The organism is Chryseobacterium camelliae, from assembly GCF_030818575.1.
Classification (GTDB): Bacteria; Bacteroidota; Bacteroidia; order Flavobacteriales; family Weeksellaceae; genus Chryseobacterium; species Chryseobacterium camelliae_A.
Genome location: NZ_JAUTAL010000001.1, coordinates 2,390,949 through 2,413,994, shown reverse-complemented (window position 1 = coordinate 2,413,994; position 23,046 = coordinate 2,390,949). Strand labels below are relative to the sequence as shown.

Below are 23,046 nucleotides of genomic sequence, written 5' to 3'. Positions count from 1 at the left end.
CTGTCTTATTTTATGAATGATGAAATTAAATTAATTTAGTACATTTATAATGATTATAAACATATGGATAAGTCAATAATACGCGAAGTCCTGGGAAATAAAATCTCAGATAAGATAATCCATCTTGAACGGCTTATTGAAGAAGCCAGAGCTTCCAATAATGACACCAAAAGCTCCATGGGTGATAAATATGAGACCAGCCGGGAGATGTTGCAGCAGGAAATCAATAATCTCCAGAAGCAGCTGAACGAAGTACTGAATCAGCAGCTAGTATTCAGAAGGATTGGTACAGAGCCTTGTTCCCAGGGGCAGAACGGCGCTTTAGTGAAAACCAATAAAGGACTTTTCTACATTTCTGTCTCAGCTGGTGATTTGATGGTGAATGGGAAAAAAGTAACGGCTGTTTCACAGGAATCCCCATTGGCAAAAATGATGTTTGGCAGGAAAATGGGAGATACCTTCGAGGTTAATACCATCGAACAGACTATTCAGGAAATCTGGTAATCAAAATCCTTTGCGGTATGAAGATAAAAATCATCCTTTCCATCATTTTTATGGCACTTTTTGTGTACTTACCCGCACAGGTTAAAGCTTATGTTTCGGGGCGGACTTATGATATTCAGTCTGTAGATATTAGTATCGATAACCTTATCATCAGCATCAATGGTGAAGGACAGATCATCAGGTTTTATCCCAATCCTTTAAACGGGACATTTGATTATTATGACGACCAGCTTTCTGACCGTTACCGTGATGGGAAACTGAAAAGCATCGGCAATGTTAAAATAGAATATTGGGATATGCCAGACAAGGATGATCCCAAGTACGGCAGGATTAAGAAGATTGGAAACGTAGACGTACAATATTGGGAAGATACAATATCCGAAAAAGAAAAACTCGGCAAAGTGAAAATGATTGGTTCCATAGCCATTGATTATTGGGGAAATGACCTTACCGATAACAGCAGGCTCAGGAAAATAAAATCCATCGGCAATATTATGGTTGATTACGGACTAAAAGATTTCACTGATCAGAGCAAATACAGAAAGCTTATCAGGTTCGGACCGGTAAAATTAGATTACTGGAATGACAATATTGTCTCCAAGAATAAATTCGGCCGGCTGAAATCCATTCAGGGGAATACCGAGGAAATAACAGTTATACTGTTATGAACCAATGACATGAACATATAACAAATCGCATAAATTTTTTAATAATGGGAATACTTGAAAACAAAGTAGCGCTGGTTACGGGTGCCGGATCAGGGATTGGTCTCGCTGTTGCTGTAGCCTATGCCAAAGAAGGAGCGAAAGTTATTGTTTCCGACATTAATGAAGAACACGGGAACAAAGTGGTTGAACAAATCAAGTCAGATGGGGGTGAAGCATCTTTTGTAAAAGCAGATACATCAGATCCGGCACAGGTAGAAGAGTTGGTGAAAAAAACGGCAGAAATCTACGGAAGGCTGGATATAGCCTGTAATAATGCCGGAATCGGCGGTGAGCAGAATCTTACCGGCGATTACAGCATCGACAGCTGGAAAAAAGTACTGGACATCAATCTTGATGGGGTGTTTTACGGCTGTAAATATGAGATCCAGCAAATGGAAAAAAACGGCGGAGGGGTGATCGTCAATATGGCTTCTATTCATGGTACTGTGGCCGCTCCGCTTTCTTCAGCATATACCACGGCAAAACATGCTGTTGTAGGTTTAACAAAAAATATCGGGGCTGAATACGGACAGAAAAATATACGTTGCAATGCTGTAGGTCCTGCATATATTGAAACTCCGCTTTTGGAAAATCTTAGCAGTGATTTAAAAGATGCACTGGTCTCAAAGCATCCTATGGGAAGATTAGGCAAGCCGCAGGAAGTGGCAGAACTGGTTCTGTTTTTGAGCTCGGATAAGGCTTCTTTCATGACGGGAGCCTATTATCTGGTAGACGGCGGCTATACTGCTGTTTAGATTGTTGGTCACATCCTATAGATCAAAGCATTCTTGACCTGAATGCTTTTTTTATGACTTCTCATACCGGAAAATACGGTAGATTTTTCTAAATTTGAGCATTAAAACTCCTTCTGAATGCAAAACTACTTAGATCTTTTACAGCATATTTTAGACCGCGGAACTGATAAAACGGACCGGACCGGAACCGGTACGAAGAGTGTATTCGGATACCAGCTGAGATATGACCTGTCTGAAGGATTTCCGCTGGTGACCACCAAAAAAGTACACCTGAAATCCATCATCTATGAATTGCTCTGGTTTCTGAAAGGAGATACCAACATCAAATATTTAAATGACCACGGGGTGTCCATCTGGGATGAGTGGGCTGATGAAAACGGTGATTTAGGACCTGTATATGGTGCACAATGGAGAAGCTGGAACGGTGCAGACGGAAAAGTGGTGGACCAGATCACTGAAGTGATTGAGCAAATAAAAAAAAATCCGGATTCCAGAAGGCTGATCGTTTCTGCATGGAATGTGGCTGAAATTCCCAATATGGCATTGGCTCCCTGCCATGCTTTGTTCCAGTTTTACGTGGCAGACGGAAAATTATCTTTACAGCTGTACCAGAGAAGCGCCGACGTATTTCTTGGCGTTCCGTTCAATATTGCCAGCTATGCCTTACTGCTGATGATGGTAGCACAGGTTTGCGGACTTGAAGTGGGAGATTATGTACACAGCTTCGGGGATGTCCATATTTATAATAACCACTTTGAACAGGTTAAAAAACAACTATCCAGAGAGACCAGGCCGCTTCCGACCATGAAGCTGAACCCTGAAATTAAAAATATCTTTGATTTTGATTTCGAAGACTTCACTTTAGAGAATTATGATCCGCATCCGGGAATTAAAGCTCCGGTTGCCATATAGCAGTTGACTACATTATTACAATCATGGAAAAGGTCAAACTTTCTTTACTGGTACTTTTATTCAATATCATTGGACATGCACAAAATTTTGATGTTGTCCCGTTAGGAATCTACGGCGGTGAACAGGAAGACAATCTGTCAGCGTACCTGCTGGGCGCCCCTGAAGAAAAAGCCTTTTTATGTCTTGATGCCGGAACCGTCAATGCAGGTATCCGCAAAGCCATTCAGCTGAAAAGCCTTGACGGATCTGCAGAATCGGTATTAAAGGACCAGATAAAAGGATATTTTATTTCTCATGGACATCTGGATCATCTGTCAGGACTGATCATCAATTCACCGGCTGATTCCAAAAAAAACATATTTGCCTTACCTCCGGTTATCCAGATCTTACAGAACCATTATTTTATATCGGATACCTGGATCAACTTTGCCGATCAGGGACAAAAACCAGCGCTTGGAAAATACCATTATAATGAGCTGAAGGAAGGAACAGAAATTTCAGTACCTGAGACGCCGTTTTTTATAACAGGCTACGAGCTGAGCCATGTTAACCCTTATAAGAGCAGTGCTGCACTTGTGAGAAGAGGGGATCATTATATTCTTTATCTTGGCGATACAGGAGCAGACCGCATTGAAAAGTCTGATCATCTCGCAAATCTTTGGTCGGCAATAGCACCTCTTATTAAGAAGAAACAACTAAGCACCGTATTGATCGAAGTTTCTTTCCCAAATAGCCAGCCGGAACATCTGCTGTTTGGGCATCTTACTCCCAAGCTTCTGACTGAAGAACTGACTGAATTGAAACAAAAACTGGGATACGCTTCCCTTGAAGGACTTACCATCGTAGTGACCCACAGAAAACCGACGAAAGATAATCCTGAAATCATCCGAAAAGAATTATTGGAGAACAATATCCTGAAAGTACATTATGTTTTTCCGGAACAGGGCAGAAAGATAAGTCTTCCATAAATGATTTAAAACAGATAAAGAACCCGCATTATTTGTGGATCATCAAGATACAAGATCTGTTTTATAGAAAATAGACAAAGATGAAAGCCAGAGATTTAAAGACTCCTGTAACATCTTATGAAATTTTTTAACTTATCGGTAAACCTGAACAACATGTTTAAAAAGTTACTTCTTATTTCCGCTATAGGCCTTTCCGGTATTGCATTTTCCCAAAATACAGTAAAGGAAAAACTAAGCAACTATCTGGATTCTTTATGTCTGCACCATAAAGTGATGGGAAGTTTTGCTTTTGTAGATAAAAATCAGGCAAAATTTGTAAAAGTGGTAGGCCTCTCTGATGTAGAACACCAGCAGAATGCTAACATGAATACACAGTACAGGATCGGGTCTATCAGCAAAATCTTTACCGCTGTACTGGTTATGAAAGCTGTGGAGGAAAAGAAAATTTCTTTAGACGATAAACTGTCCGGGTTTTATCCGGAAATTCCCAATGCACAAAAGATTACCATTGAACATATGCTGCAGCATAGATCCGGTATCCACAACCTGACGGACGAACCTGAATATATGCAGTATTATACCAAGCCTCACACAGAAGCTGACCTTATTGGTATTATAAAAAAATACAACAGCGATTTTGAGCCGGGTGCAAAATTTGAATACAGCAATTCAAACTATATCCTTTTAGGGATAATCCTCGAGAAAATATACAAAACATCGTATGCAGAACTGGTCAGTACCAAAATTGCCCGGCCGCTGAAACTAACGTTAACGAAAGTAGGAGGTGCAATTGATCCTTCAAAAAATCAGGCTGAATCTTACGAATATATAGAAGGAAGATACAGGAAAATGCCGGAAACGGATATGAGTATTCCGGGAGGAGCCGGAAACATGGTGTCTACACCTGTTGAGCTGCTGGAGTTTATCATAGGGCTTGAAAAGGGAAAACTGATTAAAAAGGCAAGCCTGGATAAAATGAAAAGTTTTAAAGATGGCTATGGCTATGGTCTGATCAAACTGACCTATGATAAAAGTTCCGGATTTGGCCATAATGGCGGGATTGATGGCTTCCGTTCGGCCGTATATTATTTCCCGGATCTTAAGGTTGCTGCCAGTTATATTGTGAACCAGTCCAGTATAGATCCGGATGACATTTTTGATAATATGATGGCTGCTGCTACAGGAAAGGATTTTAAAATACCAAGTTTTGCCGTCATACAGGTCCCGGAAGCTGAACTGAAGAAACTCACCGGGAATTATGCAAGCCCCGGTGTTCCCCTGAAGATCAATATTTTTATTCAGAACAAGGTCCTGATGGCCCAGGCAACCGGGCAGAGTGCATTTCCTTTGGATGCTATTTCCGAAACCAGTTTTAAATATGACATGGCAGGCATCGTCATCAACTTCCATCCTGAAAAGAAGCAGTTTGATATTATTCAGAGAGGAGCTAAAACCACTTTTACGAAAGAATAAATATGAAATATTTAAAAATCAATACCGAGAATACAGCTGACCATGAAGCTTTGAAAAATGCCATTTTACAATTGAAAGGTGTAAGTTCAGCGGAGATCATCGATGATGAAAATCCGGAAAGCGAACTGAAAAAAGCTTTTGCCAAGACCAAGGAACAGCTGAAAAAAGGCGATTACGAAACACTGGTGAATGATATTTTCGATATTCTAACTAAAAATAATGCTAAATAATAAATGAAAAAAGCGATTTTATCCATTGCTGTACTGGGCGGACTTTTCTTTTCTGCACAGCTTTACGCACAAACCGAAACTTCCGGGAGGGAAAAAGTATACCGGGCTACCCATACCAAGGTTACGGAACTTAAACATACCAAACTTAAAGTAAATTTCGATTATCAGAAGGAACAGATGAACGGGGAAGAATGGCTGACTGCTTCGCCTTTCTTTTATCCGACCAATGAGCTCACATTGGATGCGAAAGGAATGCTTATCCATGAAGTGGCTCTGGACAACAACGGAAAAAAATCTCCTCTCAAATATGAGTATAAGGATGATCTATTAAAGATCATGCTGGATAAAACCTATCAGAAAAATCAGGATTATACCGTATACATCAAATATACAGCCCGCCCTAATGAGGTAAAACAGCAGGGAAGCGCTGCTATCAACGATGCAAAAGGACTATATTTCATCAATGCACAGGGCAAAGAGGCGGACAAGCCTACCCAGATCTGGACGCAGGGTGAAACCGAATCTTCATCTGCCTGGTTCCCAACCATCGATAAGCCCAACCAGAAAACCACTCAGGAAATCTATATGACGGTACCTGACAAATACGTAACACTTTCCAACGGGATTTTAAAGGATTCCAAAAAAGAATCAGACGGGTTGCGGACCGATCACTGGGTGATGGATAAGAGGCATTCAACCTACCTGTTTTTCATGGGCGTAGGCGAGTATGCAATTGTAAAAGACAAATGGAGAAATATTCCGGTCGATTATTATATCGAGAAAGAATATGAGCCATATGCAAAACAGATTTATGGCAATACCCCGAAAATGATCGAATTCTTTTCCAAAAAGATGGGTTATGATTATCCGTGGGCTAAATATGCCCAGATCTCAGGAAGGGACTATGTGAGCGGTGCTATGGAAAATACCACGGCAACCCTTCACGGAAGCGGAGTTCTGCAAAAACCCGGGCAGCTTATCGATGAGAATGCTTGGGAGGATACCATTGCCCACGAATTATTTCACCATTGGTTCGGGGACCTGGTAACGGCAGAAAGCTGGAGCAATCTTACCGTAAATGAATCTTTTGCCAACTATTCCGAATACCTCTGGAATGAATACAAATACGGAAAAGACCAGGCAGATTACCACCAGATGACAGATGTCAATATGTACATTCACAATCCCGGTGATTTCAAGAAAGATCTGGTGAGGTTCAATTATGATTCCCGTGAGGATGTTTTTGATCTCGTAACCTACCAGAAAGGCGGCGGAATCCTTCATATGCTGAGAAACTATCTTGGAGATGATGCCTTCTTTGCCGGTATGCAGGACTACCTTAAGACCAACGAATACCAGAATGCGGAAGCCCATCAGCTGAGGCTTTCTTTTGAGAAAGTTTCCGGTAAAGATCTGAACTGGTTCTTTAATCAGTGGTATTTCGGAAGCGGAAATCCGAAGATCAAATATTCCTATACTTTTGAACCGGTTAAAAAACAGGTGGCGGTAACCATCGAGCAGACTCAGGATGAGCCCTTCCAATTCCCGCTTGCGATTGATGTCTATGATAACGGGAAGCCGAAAAGATATAATGTCTGGGCTAATGCACAGGCCAAAAATACCTTTAATTTTGATGTTTCGAAAAATCCTGACCTGGTCAACATCAATGCAGACGGTGTATTGCTGGCTGATATTACCGATACTAAAACGCCGGAACAGTATCTGATGCAGTTCCAGGGATCTAAAGAATTCAAAAGCCGGTACAATGCGTTGAATGGAATCAAAGATCAGGTAGGCAAAAATCCGGCAGCAACGAAATTGCTTGCGGCCGCCCTTAAAGATCCGTTCTTCAGGACCAGGATCAAGGCACTTCAGCTGATGGACCTTTCCAATGCAGAACAAATGAAAGCAATGGGCGCAGAGGTTGAAAAATTAGCCACGAACGATCCCAAGACACTGGTACAGGCAGCCGCCATTGCAGCACTGGCAAAAACCAAGGATAAAAAGTACCTCCCTGTTTTTGAAAAAGGAGTAAATGCCGTTTCCAATGCTGTGAAAGGAAGTTCAGTTGCCGCCATTATCGGTATAGACCCCCCAAGAGCGGGTTCACTCGCAGACAAAATTGATCTGGAAGGGGCTCCGGACAGCATGGTGGAAGCCCTGCTTCCGGTTATCGTTAAAAACAAAGTGACCGCTCAGATGCCGAACATTGCACAGTATGCTGCATTTTATCCGTTCATCAAATTTCAGAATCCTGAACTGGGTAAAGTGGCGGAAGAAGGCTATAACTGGATCATGACTTCCGATAACCTCAAAGCAACGGAAAGCATTACCAGAATTCTCGGTCAGGCCAAAGGGCAGATGGGGGATAACCCACAGGTAAAGATGATGATTTCCCAGATGCTGAAAGACGGGCTGAACAAAAAAATGGAACTTCTGAAGCAGAATCCGCAGAACGCGGCCAGCATCAATAAACAGATTGATCTTCTCAATAAAGCTATTGCAGATTTTAAATAGCGGAAAACAATATCTGAAGCACTTCTGAAAAGGAGTGCTTTTTTTTGGCCATAACAATCCGTAACATCATATTACTAAAGACCGGTGTCAATCAATATTGCTTGAAGAAATTCATTAACATCGTGTACGTAGGTAAGGGTGATGTTTTAAATTAACCTTCAATTTTTTTCAATCTGTTAAATATCATAACGGGTTAAACATTTACATTTTTTAAATTCGTATAAAATTTGTGAAAATATGACTTTTGGAATTGAAGCGGCGAGTTATTATGTGCCGTCACTCTATCTTGAGATTAAAGAACTGGCAGAAAAAAGAGGGATTGAGCCCGCTAAACTGGAGAAGGGTCTGGGACTGCATAAAATGGCTTTGCCAGACGTTCATGAAGATGCCGCTACCTTTGCCGCTGAAGCTCTACTAAGACTGATCAGGTACGAGCAGATCAATCCGAAAGATATTACAAGGATTTACCTGGGAACCGAAAGTGCCCTTGATGCTGCAAAACCAACCGCTTCTTATGCCATCCAGATGGTAGAGCAGGTGTTACAGGATCAATTCGGGGAACGGTGTTTCAGAAACTGTGATGTGGTGGATATGACATTTGCCTGCATCGGCGCTGTGGATGCTTTGCACAATTCTCTTGATTTTGTACGGGCTAATCCTGACCAAAAGGCCGTGGTCATTGCCAGCGATTACGCAAAATATGAACTGGCTTCATCAGGAGAATATACCCAGGGCGGTGGAGCTGTTGCTCTTCTGATTTCTTCAAAGCCTGATCTTATTGAGATCCATAACCAGTGGGGGGTGGCAACCGAAAGTGTATTTGATTTTTTCAAGCCGAGACGTCAGTTCCTGAAAGAAAACCTAAGCAATGCGCCTGAAACATTCCCAGATAAAATAGAAATTTTTACGGATGAACCCGTTTTTGACGGTCAGTATTCCAATCAGTGCTACCAGGACCGGATCAGGGAGGCTTACCGGCATTACCAGAAGATTTCCGGCAAAGAAAAGCCTTATGAAAACTGGAAGTACCTGATTTTTCACCTTCCGTATGCCTTCCATGGCAAAAGGGTCTTCACGGAAATTTACAGCATGGAAAATGGCCTGCCTTACAGCACACCTGAAGAGCAAAAAACGGTGGCAAAATCTGAAGAATATACCCGCTTTATCAATGATAAAATAGAAAAAACACAGCGGGCCTCTTCCGAAATCGGAAACATGTATACAGCCTCTATCTTTATGGCACTTCTGTCCGCACTACAGACTTCCTTTGATGAAAATGAAGAGCTGGCCGGACAGGAAATCGGTTTTCTGGGGTATGGAAGCGGATCAAAATCCAAGGTATTTGCCGGAACAGTCTCACAAAACTGGAGAAATGCCGTTTCAAAATGGGATCTATTTAACCATTTAAAGCAGCGTACTGCCATAGATTTTAACACCTACGAAAAGCTTCACAGAAAACAGCTTGGTCAGTCGGTGAACCCGGATTATAAGGGTTTTGGATTGCAGTCTGTGGAATATGATAATCCTGTGTTGGTGGGAGCGAGGTATTATGGGTATCAACGTTAATACTTACTTCTGAAAAAATGTAAACACCTCTGATTCAGAGGTGTTTATTTATTTTTAACATCTTTAATGTAATTTTAATTTCTCTTCCAAAACTGTTAAAATATTGTATATGATCATAAAATATGTTAATTTTGCACAAGTAAAAATCATGAGTAGAATATAATGAATGTTGAATACATAGGGATTGGAATATTAATTTCTAGTTTTTATCATTTCTATTATGATTAATAAAATAGTAATAATTTATATAAAGTACACGATAAAATGAAAAAACAATTATTGGCTTTGAGTCTATTAACTTCCATATTTACAATGGCTCAACAAGCAGACAGGGTCTTTGTGCATGATTCAAGAAATACAAATGATCTGCCTTCGGCATACAGCCGCGAATTAAGAGCGGAATTTAAAGACAGGAGTGTGATAGGTGTGCCGGGTTCAGGGACATATTCCGGGATGCTGACTATCTCACCATGGCAAGACAGTTCCGGAAATAAAAATCATCAGCTAAATTTTAATGATGGAGGGGTGTTTTTCAGAAGTGGCTTACAAACCGACAACTATTGGGGGACCTGGAATAAACTTGTTATGGAATCTAATGAAGGAAAAGTGAGAATTGGTCTTAATGATACAGATACTACTTCACCTGCTTTGTTAAGAGTTTATAGCCAGGATAATTCAATGATTGAACTTGCGAATGCATATGGAAAATTTCAAATTGCTAAATCATTCTGTAATGGATGTTATGGGGGAAATATCGGTGATACAGTATTAAGGAATAATACCGGCTCCCATACTATAATTCTTGCATTGCCCAATAACAATAACGACGGTAGTTCTTACATCGGTATACAGGATGGAACCCGGGGTACCTGGGTAAAGTTCCTGAATAACGGAACAGCCAGGATTGATGGGAAAGTCTATGCTAAAGAAGTTGAAGTTAAAGCTGATGTTTGGGCTGATTATGTATTCGATAAGCATTACAAACTTAATACATTGGAAGAAATCGAAAAGCATATTGCTGAAAAGGGTCACTTACCCAATATCCCCTCTGCAGCTGAAGTAGAGAAAGATGGAATTAATCTGGCTAAAATGGACGCTAAGCTTTTAGAAAAAATAGAAGAGCTGACATTGTATTCCATTGAACAGAATAAGCAAATAAAGAAACTTCAGCAGGATAATGAGATGCTGAAGCTGCATGCTGAAGAACTTAAAGAACTGAAAAGACAAATCCAGGAACTTATTTCAACTAAAAAATAATACCATGAAAAGAAAAATATTATCTATTTCCTCTTTATTGATCGGATTCTTAGGTTTTTCCCAGACTGAAGTCTATTTTAAATACGATGAAGCAGGAAACCAGCGCTACCGCGGAACCAATGCCGCAGCAAAAAAAGCCCAGGATGTTCAGCTTGCTGAACGGTCAAAGACACAGAAAACCACTATAGCTGCAGTAAAACAGGATCCGGTCATTGATGAGAAATCATTCTGGAAGCAGATCAGGCTGTATCCGGTTCCGGTCAATGACGTTTTAACCATAGACTGGACGGAAGAAGTAGATGGGCTGATAGAATCAGTTTCCCTCTATCAGCACAGCACCGTACACTGGAAATTCCAGCAGCAGAACCTTCCGGATCTGAACAGGAAACTGAAAATCAATATGACCGGTTACGACTGGGGAATCTATGTCCTTCATTTCACCTTGAAAGATGGAAGGGTTTTCAGCAGAAATATCACTAAGCGATAAGAAAAACTTTTAACGAAATTAAATAATAACAACAATGAAAATGAGATTATTTTCATCATTTATACTGTCGTTGTGTTCAGTCCTGGCCTTTTCCCAGACCATCCTGTACCAGGCAGAAAGCACTACCCGGACGGTCCAGGATCCTCAGATAGTGGTATTAGCCCAGGGATTTCGGGCATCAGGAGATGTGTCGAATCCTTTCATAGCCAAAATTGGTCCTGCTACGGAGAATCCCGGCGGTGGACCTGTGGATTCAAACGCAGGAGCCAACAATCCTTCCGGGACGACAGCTCCTGATGGACAGAGTTTCCATGATACAAAAGGGAATATAGAAGTCAATGGAGGAGGACAATTACAATTTACTTTGCCAATTGCTTTGCCACCAGGGGTGAAAAGTGTAGCACCTCAGGTTAACCTTGTTTACACCAGCGGTTCAGGAAACGGGATTGCCGGATACGGCTGGAATCTATCCGGAACCACTACAATTACCAGAATTGGTAAAAATATTGAAAAGGATGGTGAAATAAGAGGGATACAGCTTGATTATTCGGATTATTATAGTTTTAATGGTCAGCGATTGATTTTAAAGTCAGGTGAGTATGGAAAAGATGGTGCTGAGTATGTAACTGAGAAATATTCCAATATAAAAATTAAATCCATTGGAACTGTTACGGGACAATTGTGGCAAGGACCTGAATACTGGGAAGTGACTTTTGAAGATGGCTCGCAGTCATGGTATGGAGCAATAGCTTCTGGAAATAGTACTGCAAGAACACCTTTAGAATATAATATTGTCAAGTGGAAAGATGCACAAGGAAATTATATTTCGTATCATTATTCTCAGGCTGCCTCTACTAATGTTGCTGTTGTTTCAGATATAGAATGGGGAGGAAATGAAATAACAGGCAAGCCACATTTTAATAAAATTGAATTTAGTTATTTTAATGAAAGAACTTTAAATGAAATCAATTATTTAAATGGAATTAAATTTACACAGAATAAACAGCTAAAAGAGATTATTGTAAAAACTAATGACAATCTATTTAAAAGATATGCTGTAGAATATGTCAATAATGAAACTAGCTATCAGTTTGCCAATAAGATAACGGAGTATAATTCCAATGATCAAGCTGCTAATCCCATTACAATAGAGTATGAACCTTATCAGTCCGGTAATGAAGAAACTACCAAAGAGAACAGTATCGCTACTAACAATACAAAAAAGTATGGCGATTTTGATATGGATGGTATTACAGATTACCTTGAATATATCCCTAATCCAGGAACATCTCCATCGGGTCCTGTAGGAGTTATAAATTTTAAAAATTCAGTTTATAAGGATGTACCAGTTACGCCATTACAATATGAGCTTAACAGGTTTACGGCTGGGGAGTTTGCAAAAGCTACAGCAATAACCTTCACAAAAGATGGTTATGTAAAAAATAAAGTAGGTATAGTAATACCGCATAAAGTAGAAACTTCGGACTCTGACAAACCAAATTTTGAATTACTAATATATACCGTTGATACTTCAGAGAGTAAATTTAAATTAGAATATTCAAAAGTAATACCTTACAGCATATACAATCCTGGCGGTACATTAAGTGGAGGTTCCGAATGTACTGCATTAGTACCACTCAATGTAACTTATTTGGATAGTTATGATTATGATGGGGATGGTATTTCAGAACTAATGATAGGATTTAACAGAAAAAACAGATGTACGAGTGCGCCACAGTCTAATAAATCTTATAATAGTTCTACTTCTGACACAACAGAATTTTCTGAATCACAACCAGCTACTCTGAAACCTGAAATCAATTCCTCTAATACAGAATTTGGAGATGATATTGCTTCAGGGACAGAAACTGGAGGAAATGAGACAAATATAGCTCCACCAGATGGCAGTACTGTAGATATTTTCACATATTATTCATCATTTTTAGTTGATATTGATGAAAATACTGATATTAATAATAGTATCTATAAATATGAGGAGGGAATAAATGTGAATAATTCATCCGATACTAATAAAAATAATCGTTTTGCCGATTTAAATGGAGATGGAATACAAGATATTATCCAGATAAAATCTGACGGAACGATCACTGATGTTTATAATTATCGTAAACAGTCCGCCGGAAGCTATTTGAAAATAAGTATTGGAAACTTTTCAGGACAAAAATTTGAAGGAATTTCTTCCGGAGCTTTATTCGGAGATTTCAACGGAGATAACAAAGTGGATGTTTTGGTTCCTCAAGCTAATAAATCGTATAACTGGAACGTATATATTTCTGACGGTAGAAAGTTCAATCAATCCTCAATAAACAATTTTATTTATTATAGCTCCGGTGGTGAAGTTTTAATGGAGAGCAGCCATAATAATTTGGAATCAGGAGGAGGTTGCTCATTTTCTGAGAGCAGATATTTTCAATATAATGTTGCTGATTTGGATGCAGACGGCAAATCAGATGTTATTGTTAGTTATGTGTTTATCAATAATCATGAGTGGAGCTCACATCATGATCAGGAGAAAACTGTTTTACGGACTTTTGTCTATTCAGTTAATAAAACAACAACAGACAATTCTGCAAGTTTTGCTAAGAAGTTTGTGTCAAGTGCAGGTGGAGATTATAATGTGAGTTTATTAGATTCACCTATTCAAACAAATGGAGATTTACAGTTTTATAGAGTAAGAGACTGGAGAAGAGAATATGCTGAAAAAGTTATCCCTTTTGGAACTTTAAGTTTAAACCGAACTAACCAACAGATCATATCAATAGGTAGACCAGACGATTGTTCGGGAGTAGTAGGTTGTGCTTACAACTATGTGACTCAATATGGGTATGCCTACACTCCTGCTTTAGCAAGAATAAGGTCTATCAAACAAAATGAAATTGTAACACAGGTTTCTTACCAAGATCTTGATCCTAAAGTGGATAGTAACTTTTACAGACCTGTCAAAAAGGAATTATTTCCTTATTTTGAACTGGAACAAATACCTTTGTCAGTAGCTGTATCCCAATTAAGGCAAGAAGGAAAAAAGCAGGATTTCCGGTACAGAGGCTTTATAAACCATTTTACAGGTAAAGGTATGATAGGTTTCCGTCAGGCAGCCCGTTCTTCATGGTACGCCGATGGTTTTGAAAATACAAAAATTTGGTCAGGAACAGAGATGGATCCTTTGCAGGAAGGACTTCCAATAAAGGAATGGTCTATCAGAACAAATAATGAAAATCAAATATTTCCGACGGATATTTCTGAGAATAATACACAATTGTTAAGTTTTAAGTCTACATTATATGATAATTATAAATTATTAAATGGGCAGGTCATAACTGGAACTATTGCAGACTCTGATAAACCGAAAATTGTAATCGCTACTGTTGTAAAAAGTACAAAAACAAAAGACTTTTTAACTGGTGTTTTTACAACAGGAAGCATTAGTTACGGAGATTATTACCTTCCGGCACAAAGTATTACCAATATTAATAACGGTTTTGCGATAGCCACTTCTAATTTTACGTATACACACAATTTAGCCGGAATTGGCCCGGATTATTTTGTAGGCCGTCAGGAATCCAAAACAGAAACGGTACAGGCATACGGTGATACCAAATCTGAAAAAGAAGAATATATTTATGAAAATAACTTATTGAAAACATTAAAAACATGGAATAGGGATAATTCAGGGTATTTGCAGGAGACGTATAATTATGATGGTTTTGGAAATGTTACAAAAAAAGTAATCAGTAATAGTATCGATTCCCAAACACAAACTACAACAACTGAATATGATGCAAAAGGAAGGTTTGTGATAAAGAAAACTGATAATTTAGGATTAGAAATCAATATTACCTATAATGATTGGGGGCAAATTTTAACACAAACTGATCCATTAGCTAACACTCTTACCAATACATACGATGCCTGGGGCAAGCTCCTGACATCTAAAACCAATGTAGCAGGAACAACAACTTACCAGTATGACAGAGACAACAATTCCAATGTTATAATTATTCAAAATGACCCTAATGGCAATATCTCTAAGAAGTATGCAAATAAGTTAGGACAGGATTATAAATCGTCTACTAAAGCGTTTGGGCAGGGCCAGTTTATTTCAAAAGAGATTCAATATGATATTTTAGGCAGAAAACTGAAAGAATCAGAGCCGTATTTTGAAGGACAAAATGCCAGCCAATGGAATATCATTTCTTATGATGATTCTGTATTCCCTGCAAAAGTAACTGCTACCGCATTCACCGGGAAGCAGATAGAAACTTCTGTTTCTGGTTTAACTACTACTGTTAAAGAACTGAATGGTTATGGTAGGACAACATCCAAAACTGCAGACGCTTTAGGGAATGTCATTTCTTCCAGTGATAAAGGAGGAACTATTCAATTTGCTTATAATGCAGCCGGAGACCAGATAGAAGCTAAATATGCTGAGAATACTGTAGTAACCAAGTATGATTCTTGGGGAAGAAAATCTGAATTCAATGATCCATCTAATGGATTATATAAATATGAGTATGATGGTTTCGGGCAGCCTAAGAAAATCATCAGTCCAAAAGGAAACAAGGAATATACTTACAATAATTTTGGTCAGTTGATTTCTCAAAAAGAACAGTCAACAACAGACGGAGGTCAGGCCACAGATAAAATTATTTCTTATACCTATGATAATAAAGGCAGAGTAATTTCAAAAAGTGGGACTTCAAAAGGGAAAGCGTATAGTTCGAGTCTTTCCTACGATCCACAAGGAAGATTACTGTCTTCATCAGAAAGCAGCAACGGAAAATATTTTATCGAAAAAGGAATTACTTATGATGATAAAGGAAGGATAATTTCTTATGAAAAGCAATTATACTCTTCCGGAACCCTTACCAAAGTTCAGATAGAAAATGTATACAGTGCATGGAACGGAGAACTTTATCAGATAAAAGACAAAAACTCTGGAAAAGCATTATGGGAGCTTGAGGAAACCAATACCAAAGGTCAGGTTTTAAAGGCTAAGTTAGGTGCTGCTGATATCAATAATACCTACGATTCCAACGGCTTCTTAACTAACGTAAACCACTCATCAGTGGTGAAGCCAAGTATCCTTCAACTTTCTTATTCATTTGATGCTATAAAAAATGAATTGAAAAGCAGGGTAACAGGAGGGGATTTTAATATAACTGAACTTTTTGACTATGATGATAATAATAGATTGGTCAACTGGACGAATCCAGTAACAGGAATTAAACCATCAAGTAATCGAAATGTCTATGATGTTAAAGGTAGGATCATGGAGAATGATCAGGTGGGAACCATGAAGTATGAAAATTCTGCTAAAATCTACCAACCTACCGGAATGACCTTGAATGTAGCTGGAGAACAGAATTATAACAATGACCTAATCCAGAGCATTGTCTATAATGAAAACAATGATCCTGTTTTCATTGATGGAATGAAAGGGGATGTAGCTTTTCAGTATGGACTCACAAGTATGCGGCAGATGGTTACATACGGTGGTAGTTTCAGTACTGATGGGGAAGGAAAGTTCACAAAGTACTACAGTGAAGACGGAAGCTATGAAGTGGTAAGAGACAATACGACCGGTCAGGAAAAGCATATCATTTATATCGGAGGAACACCTTATGAATCTAATATTGTATATTTAAAGAACTTTACGGAGAGCAGCGGTTTTTACAAATTTTTACATAAGGATTACATCGGAAGCATCCTAGCCATCAGTGATGAAGCAGGAAATAAGCTGGAGCAGAGGCATTTTGATGCATGGGGTAATTTCACCCACCTACAGATAGGAAATGGAGCAATTGTCACTGATAAAAACATCATTGATCAATCATCATTAATCATTGATAGAGGCTATACCAGCCATGAACATTTCGCAGAGGTAGGAATCATCCATATGAACGGTAGATTGTATGATCCTTTATTAAGAAGATTTTTAAATGCAGATGAAAACATACAGGAACCTTACAATACCCAAAACTACAATAAGTATGGATATGTAATGAATAATCCACTGATGTTTAATGATCCTAGCGGAGAGTTTATTGTGGAATCTGCACTTTTATCAGCTGTAATTATAGGAGCTATGGTAGCATCATTTAGCTATACGATCATGGTTTCTATTACAGGACAGAATTGGGATTTGGGAGGATTCTTAAAATCGACTTTATTCGGTGCGGCTTCTGCTGCTGTTACTTATGGCATAGGAAGTGTATTTGTCAACTCAGCAGGTACAGCAACCCAAATTGCAACAGAACTTGGAAAATTAGGAACTATATTTGTTCAAGGAACAGCACATGCTTTAGCGCAGGGCATATTATCCTTAGTACAAGGACAGGGCTTTGGAAGTGCTTTTGTTTCAGGTTTTTTAGGAAGTATAGGGGCGTCAGCATTTACTGCAGTTGCCGGGAAGTTTGCAAACAGTGCCGTAGGAACCATAGCTTCGGGAGCAGTTTTAGGAGGCGTTGGTTCTGAGCTTACTGGGGGGAATTTCTGGCAGGGAGCTTTAATTGGAGGAGTTGTTGCTGGGTTTAACCACGTAATGCATACAATAGATTTCTATTCACCTAAAGAAGTGTTAACACAACATTGGGATGCAAGATATTCTAAAGATGATAAAAGGTGGGTCCTAAACAAGGTAGCCGAAGGATATCAAACAATAAATGAGTCAGGTGCTGCTGATGGGTACCAAGTGGTAAATATATATGGCTCCGGAGGAAAAGTTGTTGGTTCAATAAAAGGGAATGATGCTCTATATAGATTCAATGTTGCAACTAAAGGAAATTATACCAATGTTTACAATATGAAAATTCAAGCTATGTCTACCGTTACTCTAGGACAAGGTATTAAATATTCAGGAACTGCTGTTGGTTTTGTGTCAAAACAATTATTACTTCCAACAAGAGGAGGTTCAGCACCTGGAGTATTTATTGGAGAAGGAATGTGGTGGACTGGATTTGGAATAGAGTCTTGGGGTAATTACCAGCTAGGCAATTATAATAAAATATGGAAAGGGATCTTAATGAAAGGAGCTATTAAGGGAGGTCCTAAAGCATGGAAAGAAATTCAGAAACAATTAAAGTAAACTGGATGTGCAATTACATAATTCAAAATAGTATTTTTTTATTTTTTATTTTTCTTTATATATTTTTTGTTTTAGATTTTAAATTTAGAAAATCTGATTTTGATTATAAAAAATATTATAAAAAAAGGAAAAAGCAGTCAGTATGGTCTTGGTTTACAGATGTAAATGGTTGGCAAGCTGCAATATTTTCATTCATATTTACGATAGTCTATTTTTTTATAGGGCGTGGAGTTATAACAGATATCTTAAGTATCTTTAATATTAACTTATGTAATTAAAAAAGTAACAAATATTTTCTCTATTAAAACAAAACTCCCTTATTGGCGTGAGCATCCCCAGTTCATACCAATAAGGGAGTTTGAAAAAATTAATAAATAGATTTAAATTGCAAATGCCATTCGAGCAAGATGCTCTTGCTAGATGATGCAAAGAAAGCATTAATAGTTGTAAATGTGAAAAAGGGATTAGATCAAGATTTGACAATATATCTATTAGAAAACAATGAACATGGATGAGTTTTGAAAACAAGTATTAGTTCTAAAAGCACAGTTTGACCTTTTCCCAAAAAACCGGATCAATTAAAAGTAGAGATTTTTCGAGAAATAATTAATTTTAAATAAAGAAAAATCTAATGAAAAAGAGCAGATTTACAGAGAGTCAGATTGTATTTGCTTTGAAACAATCTGAGACGGGAGTAAAAGTTGAAGAAGTTTGTAGAAAGATGGGTATAAGTGAGGCAACTTTCTACAATTGGAAGAAAAAATTTGGAGGTTTGGGAATTACAGAACTTCGTCGTTTACGCCAATTAGAGGAAGAGAACAGTCAACTCAAAAAATTGGTAGCCGACCTAAGTCTGGATAAGCAAATTCTTCAGGATGTGCTGAAAAAAAAGTTCTAAAGCCGGTTCAGAAGCGTGAACTGGCGAGGGTTATACAAGATGCTTACAGAATTTCACAGAGAAGAAGCTGCCGCCTGATATTTTTACAATCCAGTGTTTATTATTACCATCCACATCGAAGGGATGATACAGCACTTAGAATGCGACTGATAGAATTATCTAACATCCGTATTCGCTATGGTATTGATCGTTTACATATTCTGCTAAGACGTGAGGGTTGGAAAGATAATCATAAACGCGTTTACAGAATCTATTGTGAAGAAGGGTTAAATCTGAGACGAAAACTAAACAAAAGAATAAAATCCTCACGATCCAGAGTTCCTACTAATGGTACAGCCTCTACTTTACATGAATGCTGGAGTATGGACTTTATGAGTGATGCCCTCTTTGACGGTAAGAAGTTCAGGATTTTAACTTTAGTGGATAATTATAGTCGAAAATCATTGGCAATCCATTGCGGAATTTCCCTCAAAGGTGAAAATGTTGCAGAGATATTAAAAAATGTTACCTTTGAACAACAGGCTTCTCCTAAGCGGATTAAGATTGATAATGGTCCTGAGTTTATCAGTAAAGCATTAGACAGATGGGCTTATGAAAAGAAAATAGAGCTGGATTTTTCCAGACCGGGAAAACCTACCGACAATGCATTTATTAAGAGTTTTAACGGATCATTACGGGAAGAGTGTCTTAATGTTAATTGGTTTCTTTCCTTAGAAGATGCACAGCAAAAGCTGGATATTTGGAGGGAAGATTACAACACCTACAGACCTCATAGCTCGCTAGGGAATTTGACACCAAATGAATTTATCTCTAACAGTCAAAAAAAACAAATTTCTCTACTTTAGACTGTTCCATATATCGGGGGGAGGTCACTTTTATTGATACATTTCAAAGGTAGTATTTGCAAAGCTATATGACCGTAAAAATGCTCTTATTGCTGCTGACATGCTTAATGATCAGGTAGTCCCTTTCTTTGAGCAGCAGGAACTTCGTTTACTCAGAATTTTAACAGACAGAGGAACGGAATACTGTGGGATAAGAGAACAGCATGAATACCAGCTCTATTTGGCCATTGAAGACATCGATCATACGAAGACCAGGGCTAAAAGCCCTCAGACCAATGGCATTTGCGAACGTTTTCACAGGACTATACAAGACGAGTTTTATGCCATAGCTTTCAGAAAGAAAATTTACAGAAGCATTGAAGAACTGCAATTAGACTTAAACAGCTGGCTGTCGTATTACAACAATGAAAGAACGCATACAGGAAAACATTGTTACGGTAAGACACCGATGCAGACGTTTTTGGATAGTAAAACTATAGCAAAAGAGAAATTATTGGAAACACTTGCTGAGGAACAAAAAATCCTTACTTTTGGAAGTAAGGACAGTATTGGATAACTGACAATTATTTTTAAACCCTAACTGTCAGATAAAGTCGTGGCTATTACAGTTGATAAAACTCAGATTTTATCAACCAAGTGATATAGCCCCAATAAAAAGATCGCTCATTTCATAATGAGCGATCTTTTTATTGGGGCTATTGAATTTTATAAATAAACTATCGTTTTATTTCAGACTTTTTTTCTGTTTCTGTTGTTGCTTTTTGAGTTGATGTGTAAGTTACTTTTGAAATATCAACAGTCATTTCTTTTAACCGTTTTGCTACATTATCAGGCATTTCTTGTTGATATCTTCCTCCAATTACTTCAGAAAGAAACTTCTCTATTTCAGCGTACATCGCTATTTTGTTTACCGGCTTATGGAAACCATGACCCTCGTCATCAGCAAGGATGTAGTTTACCTTTTTGCCTTTATCACGAAGGGCGATTACGATCTGATCGGCTTCGGCCTGTTTTACCCTTGGGTCATTAGCGCCCTGAACAATCAATAAAGGTTTATTGATCTTATCTGCACTAAATAAAGGACTAGCATTATACATACGTTTTTTACCTTCTTCAGTTCTTGGGTCACCTATCATACCATACAGGAATGCACGTCCGGATTCCCAGTAAGCAGGAACAGAATCCAATAGGGTAAACAAGTTGCTTGGTCCTACAATATCCACTCCGGCAGCATATACATCTGGAGTGAATGCTAGACCTGCAAGAGTTGCGTACCCACCATAACTTCCCCCCATAATAGCAACCTTGTTTTTATCTGCAATTCCCTGATCGATCAAGTATTTTACACCCCATGTAATATCATCTTGCATTAGTTTTCCCCACTGAAGATCTCCACCATTCAGGAATTTTTTACCATATCCGCCGCTTGCTCTGAAGTTGGGCTGTAAAACAGCATATCCTCTGTTGGCTAAAAACTGTACTGCTGAATTGTATCCCCAGTAATCTCTTGGGCCTTTTGGACCTCCATGTACAAAAACAACTAGTGGAACATTCTTTCCTGTTGATCCTACAGGTAATGTCAGATAAGCCTGAATGTCAAGTCCGTCACTGCTTTTATAACTGATAGGGTTCATAGCAGCAAGAAACTTTTCAACTTTTTTCAATTCTGTTCTTGGAGTATATTGGAAAGTTAATTCCTTTGTTTTTGCATCAAACAAATAAGCATCAGAAGCATATTTGTCTCCTCCTACAGAGATCAGGAATTTAGAATAATCATTGGTAGAGCTCGCAAAACCAACTTCTCTTCCTGGGAATTTACTTTGCAGGAATTTATAATTAGCTTCCCATGTTTTATCTTTCCAGTAATATTCGGTTTTATCTCCTGTATAAGAGGTATAGACTATTTTTTTTGTATTTCTGTCCAGAAAAAGTTCTCCGAAATCTAATTTATCCTTAGGGTCACTTTCTATCTTAGTGATCTGTTTAGTTTTCGGGTCCATCAGGAATAGTGTAGACTTATCCAGATCTCCTTTATTGGTTATCAGATAAAATTTAGAATTATCCTCGTTCCAATTGGAGATGTAAGCATTTTCTGTTACCAGTGTTTCATAAATAGGAGTTAGTTTATCGCCCTCTTTGTAAAAAAACTGTGTAGTTCCTTTATTATCTGTTTTGGAAAGAACTCTCAATTTTTCATCCCAATCAAAATCATAGCTTGTGATACGGTCTTTATTCTCGTAGATCTTTTTCAGTTCACCTGTAGAAATTTTCAGGGAATATAAATCATGCCATGCTTTATCACGGTTATTTAATCCAACCATCAAGAGATCCGGATCTTTTCTGCTGGCTAAGTAAATCTGCGCAGTGACCTCTTTAAGCGGTGTTATATTTCTGGATTCAGGAACTCCTTTTGTTACTTTTGTCATAGGATCTACTGCAAAAATATTCATATTTTCATCACCATTATTATCTTTTACATATAAAATGTATTTTCCATCCTCCGTCCAGAAATACCCATTTAAAGGGCGTTTGCTGTTTGTTAATGGACGTGCTTTCTCAAAGGGTTCATCAATTTGTTTTACCCAGATATTCATAATTCCTTCGTATTCTTTTGTAAAGGAAATCCATTTTCCGTCCGGACTTAACTGTCCTCCGCTAATTTCCGGGTTTCCAAAAAAAAGTTCTCTATCTAGTAAAGGGACTTCCTGCGCCTTTGTGGTCACTAGACCTACAAATAAGACTAATAAATAAAATATTTTTTTCATTTTCTATGTTTTATGGTATAGCATTGTCATCAATGTCTGTGACTCTATATCTTATAT

General features: G+C 38.3%; 14 protein-coding genes and 1 pseudogene. 14 read left to right on the top strand and 1 reads right to left on the bottom strand.

Annotated features, from left to right (window positions below; genetic code table 11):
• The first annotated feature begins 63 nt into the window (after positions 1 to 63).
• The 14 genes and pseudogenes from QE404_RS10955 to QE404_RS10890 all read left to right on the top strand — a co-directional run.
• Entirely contained in the window at positions 64 to 504 is a 441-nt protein-coding gene (locus QE404_RS10955) for a hypothetical protein (protein WP_307450406.1), read from the top strand.
• A gap of 17 nt (positions 505 to 521) precedes the next feature.
• Positions 522 to 1,172, top strand: coding sequence for a hypothetical protein (locus tag QE404_RS10950; protein ID WP_307450404.1), 651 nt, complete (start codon positions 522 to 524; stop codon positions 1,170 to 1,172).
• A 44-nt stretch (positions 1,173 to 1,216) separates the two neighbouring features.
• Entirely contained in the window at positions 1,217 to 1,966 is a 750-nt protein-coding gene (locus tag QE404_RS10945; RefSeq protein WP_307450403.1) for an SDR family NAD(P)-dependent oxidoreductase, read from the top strand.
• A gap of 117 nt (positions 1,967 to 2,083) precedes the next feature.
• Complete coding sequence (locus QE404_RS10940) at positions 2,084 to 2,878, top strand: thymidylate synthase (protein WP_307450401.1); 795 nt, start codon at positions 2,084 to 2,086, stop codon at positions 2,876 to 2,878.
• Positions 2,879 to 2,901: 23 nt separating this feature from the next.
• Positions 2,902 to 3,846 carry an MBL fold metallo-hydrolase gene (locus QE404_RS10935; protein ID WP_307450400.1) on the top strand — a complete coding sequence of 315 codons (945 nt, stop codon included), beginning with the start codon at positions 2,902 to 2,904 and terminating at the stop codon, positions 3,844 to 3,846.
• A 153-nt stretch (positions 3,847 to 3,999) separates the two neighbouring features.
• The gene (locus QE404_RS10930; protein WP_307450398.1) at positions 4,000 to 5,319 is read left to right on the top strand and encodes a serine hydrolase domain-containing protein; all 1,320 of its coding nucleotides are present in this window, start codon (positions 4,000 to 4,002) and stop codon (positions 5,317 to 5,319) included.
• A gap of 2 nt (positions 5,320 to 5,321) precedes the next feature.
• The gene (locus QE404_RS10925; protein WP_307450396.1) at positions 5,322 to 5,549 is read left to right on the top strand and encodes a hypothetical protein; all 228 of its coding nucleotides are present in this window, start codon (positions 5,322 to 5,324) and stop codon (positions 5,547 to 5,549) included.
• Positions 5,550 to 5,552: 3 nt separating this feature from the next.
• Positions 5,553 to 8,066 (top strand): M1 family metallopeptidase, encoded by a 2,514-nt coding sequence (locus QE404_RS10920; protein WP_307450394.1) that lies wholly within the window; start codon positions 5,553 to 5,555, stop codon positions 8,064 to 8,066.
• A gap of 237 nt (positions 8,067 to 8,303) precedes the next feature.
• Positions 8,304 to 9,632, top strand: coding sequence for a hydroxymethylglutaryl-CoA synthase family protein (locus tag QE404_RS10915; RefSeq protein WP_307450392.1), 1,329 nt, complete (start codon positions 8,304 to 8,306; stop codon positions 9,630 to 9,632).
• A 264-nt stretch (positions 9,633 to 9,896) separates the two neighbouring features.
• Positions 9,897 to 10,889, top strand: coding sequence for a cell wall anchor protein (locus tag QE404_RS10910; protein ID WP_307450390.1), 993 nt, complete (start codon positions 9,897 to 9,899; stop codon positions 10,887 to 10,889).
• Between the two features lie 4 nt (positions 10,890 to 10,893).
• On the top strand, positions 10,894 to 11,376 hold the full coding sequence (locus tag QE404_RS10905) for a hypothetical protein (RefSeq protein WP_307450388.1): 483 nt from the start codon (positions 10,894 to 10,896) through the stop codon (positions 11,374 to 11,376).
• 34 nt (positions 11,377 to 11,410) lie between these two features.
• Positions 11,411 to 18,481 carry an RHS repeat-associated core domain-containing protein gene (locus QE404_RS10900; RefSeq protein WP_307450387.1) on the top strand — a complete coding sequence of 2,357 codons (7,071 nt, stop codon included), beginning with the start codon at positions 11,411 to 11,413 and terminating at the stop codon, positions 18,479 to 18,481.
• Between the two features lie 631 nt (positions 18,482 to 19,112).
• A protein-coding gene (locus QE404_RS10895) for an IS3 family transposase (protein ID WP_307450385.1) occupies positions 19,113 to 20,224 on the top strand; the annotation gives its coding sequence in 2 pieces (ribosomal slippage) (positions 19,113 to 19,368 and positions 19,368 to 20,224; 1,113 coding nt in all).
• A 26-nt stretch (positions 20,225 to 20,250) separates the two neighbouring features.
• Positions 20,251 to 20,780 (top strand): annotated as a pseudogene (locus tag QE404_RS10890) (integrase core domain-containing protein); the annotation flags it as partial.
• Positions 20,781 to 20,940: 160 nt separating this feature from the next.
• Here QE404_RS10890 and QE404_RS10885 read toward each other — a convergent pair.
• The gene (locus tag QE404_RS10885; protein ID WP_307453892.1) at positions 20,941 to 22,989 is read right to left on the bottom strand and encodes a S9 family peptidase; all 2,049 of its coding nucleotides are present in this window, start codon (positions 22,987 to 22,989) and stop codon (positions 20,941 to 20,943) included.
• Positions 22,990 to 23,046: the final 57 nt, after the last annotated feature.

Bases quoted from the DNA above. Each gene is read 5' to 3' on its own strand.
- QE404_RS10950 (WP_307450404.1), top strand. From the start codon at position 522: ATGAAGATAAAAATCATCCTTTCCATCATTTTTATGGCACTTTTTGTG.
- QE404_RS10885 (WP_307453892.1), bottom strand. From the start codon at position 22,989: ATGAAAAAAATATTTTATTTATTAGTCTTATTTGTAGGTCTAGTGACC.
- QE404_RS10935 (WP_307450400.1), top strand. From the start codon at position 2,902: ATGGAAAAGGTCAAACTTTCTTTACTGGTACTTTTATTCAATATCATT.
- QE404_RS10915 (WP_307450392.1), top strand. From the start codon at position 8,304: ATGACTTTTGGAATTGAAGCGGCGAGTTATTATGTGCCGTCACTCTAT.
- QE404_RS10930 (WP_307450398.1), top strand. From the start codon at position 4,000: ATGTTTAAAAAGTTACTTCTTATTTCCGCTATAGGCCTTTCCGGTATT.
- QE404_RS10955 (WP_307450406.1), top strand. From the start codon at position 64: ATGGATAAGTCAATAATACGCGAAGTCCTGGGAAATAAAATCTCAGAT.
- QE404_RS10945 (WP_307450403.1), top strand. From the start codon at position 1,217: ATGGGAATACTTGAAAACAAAGTAGCGCTGGTTACGGGTGCCGGATCA.
- QE404_RS10900 (WP_307450387.1), top strand. From the start codon at position 11,411: ATGAAAATGAGATTATTTTCATCATTTATACTGTCGTTGTGTTCAGTC.
- QE404_RS10925 (WP_307450396.1), top strand. From the start codon at position 5,322: ATGAAATATTTAAAAATCAATACCGAGAATACAGCTGACCATGAAGCT.
- QE404_RS10920 (WP_307450394.1), top strand. From the start codon at position 5,553: ATGAAAAAAGCGATTTTATCCATTGCTGTACTGGGCGGACTTTTCTTT.
- QE404_RS10905 (WP_307450388.1), top strand. From the start codon at position 10,894: ATGAAAAGAAAAATATTATCTATTTCCTCTTTATTGATCGGATTCTTA.
- QE404_RS10940 (WP_307450401.1), top strand. From the start codon at position 2,084: ATGCAAAACTACTTAGATCTTTTACAGCATATTTTAGACCGCGGAACT.
- QE404_RS10910 (WP_307450390.1), top strand. From the start codon at position 9,897: ATGAAAAAACAATTATTGGCTTTGAGTCTATTAACTTCCATATTTACA.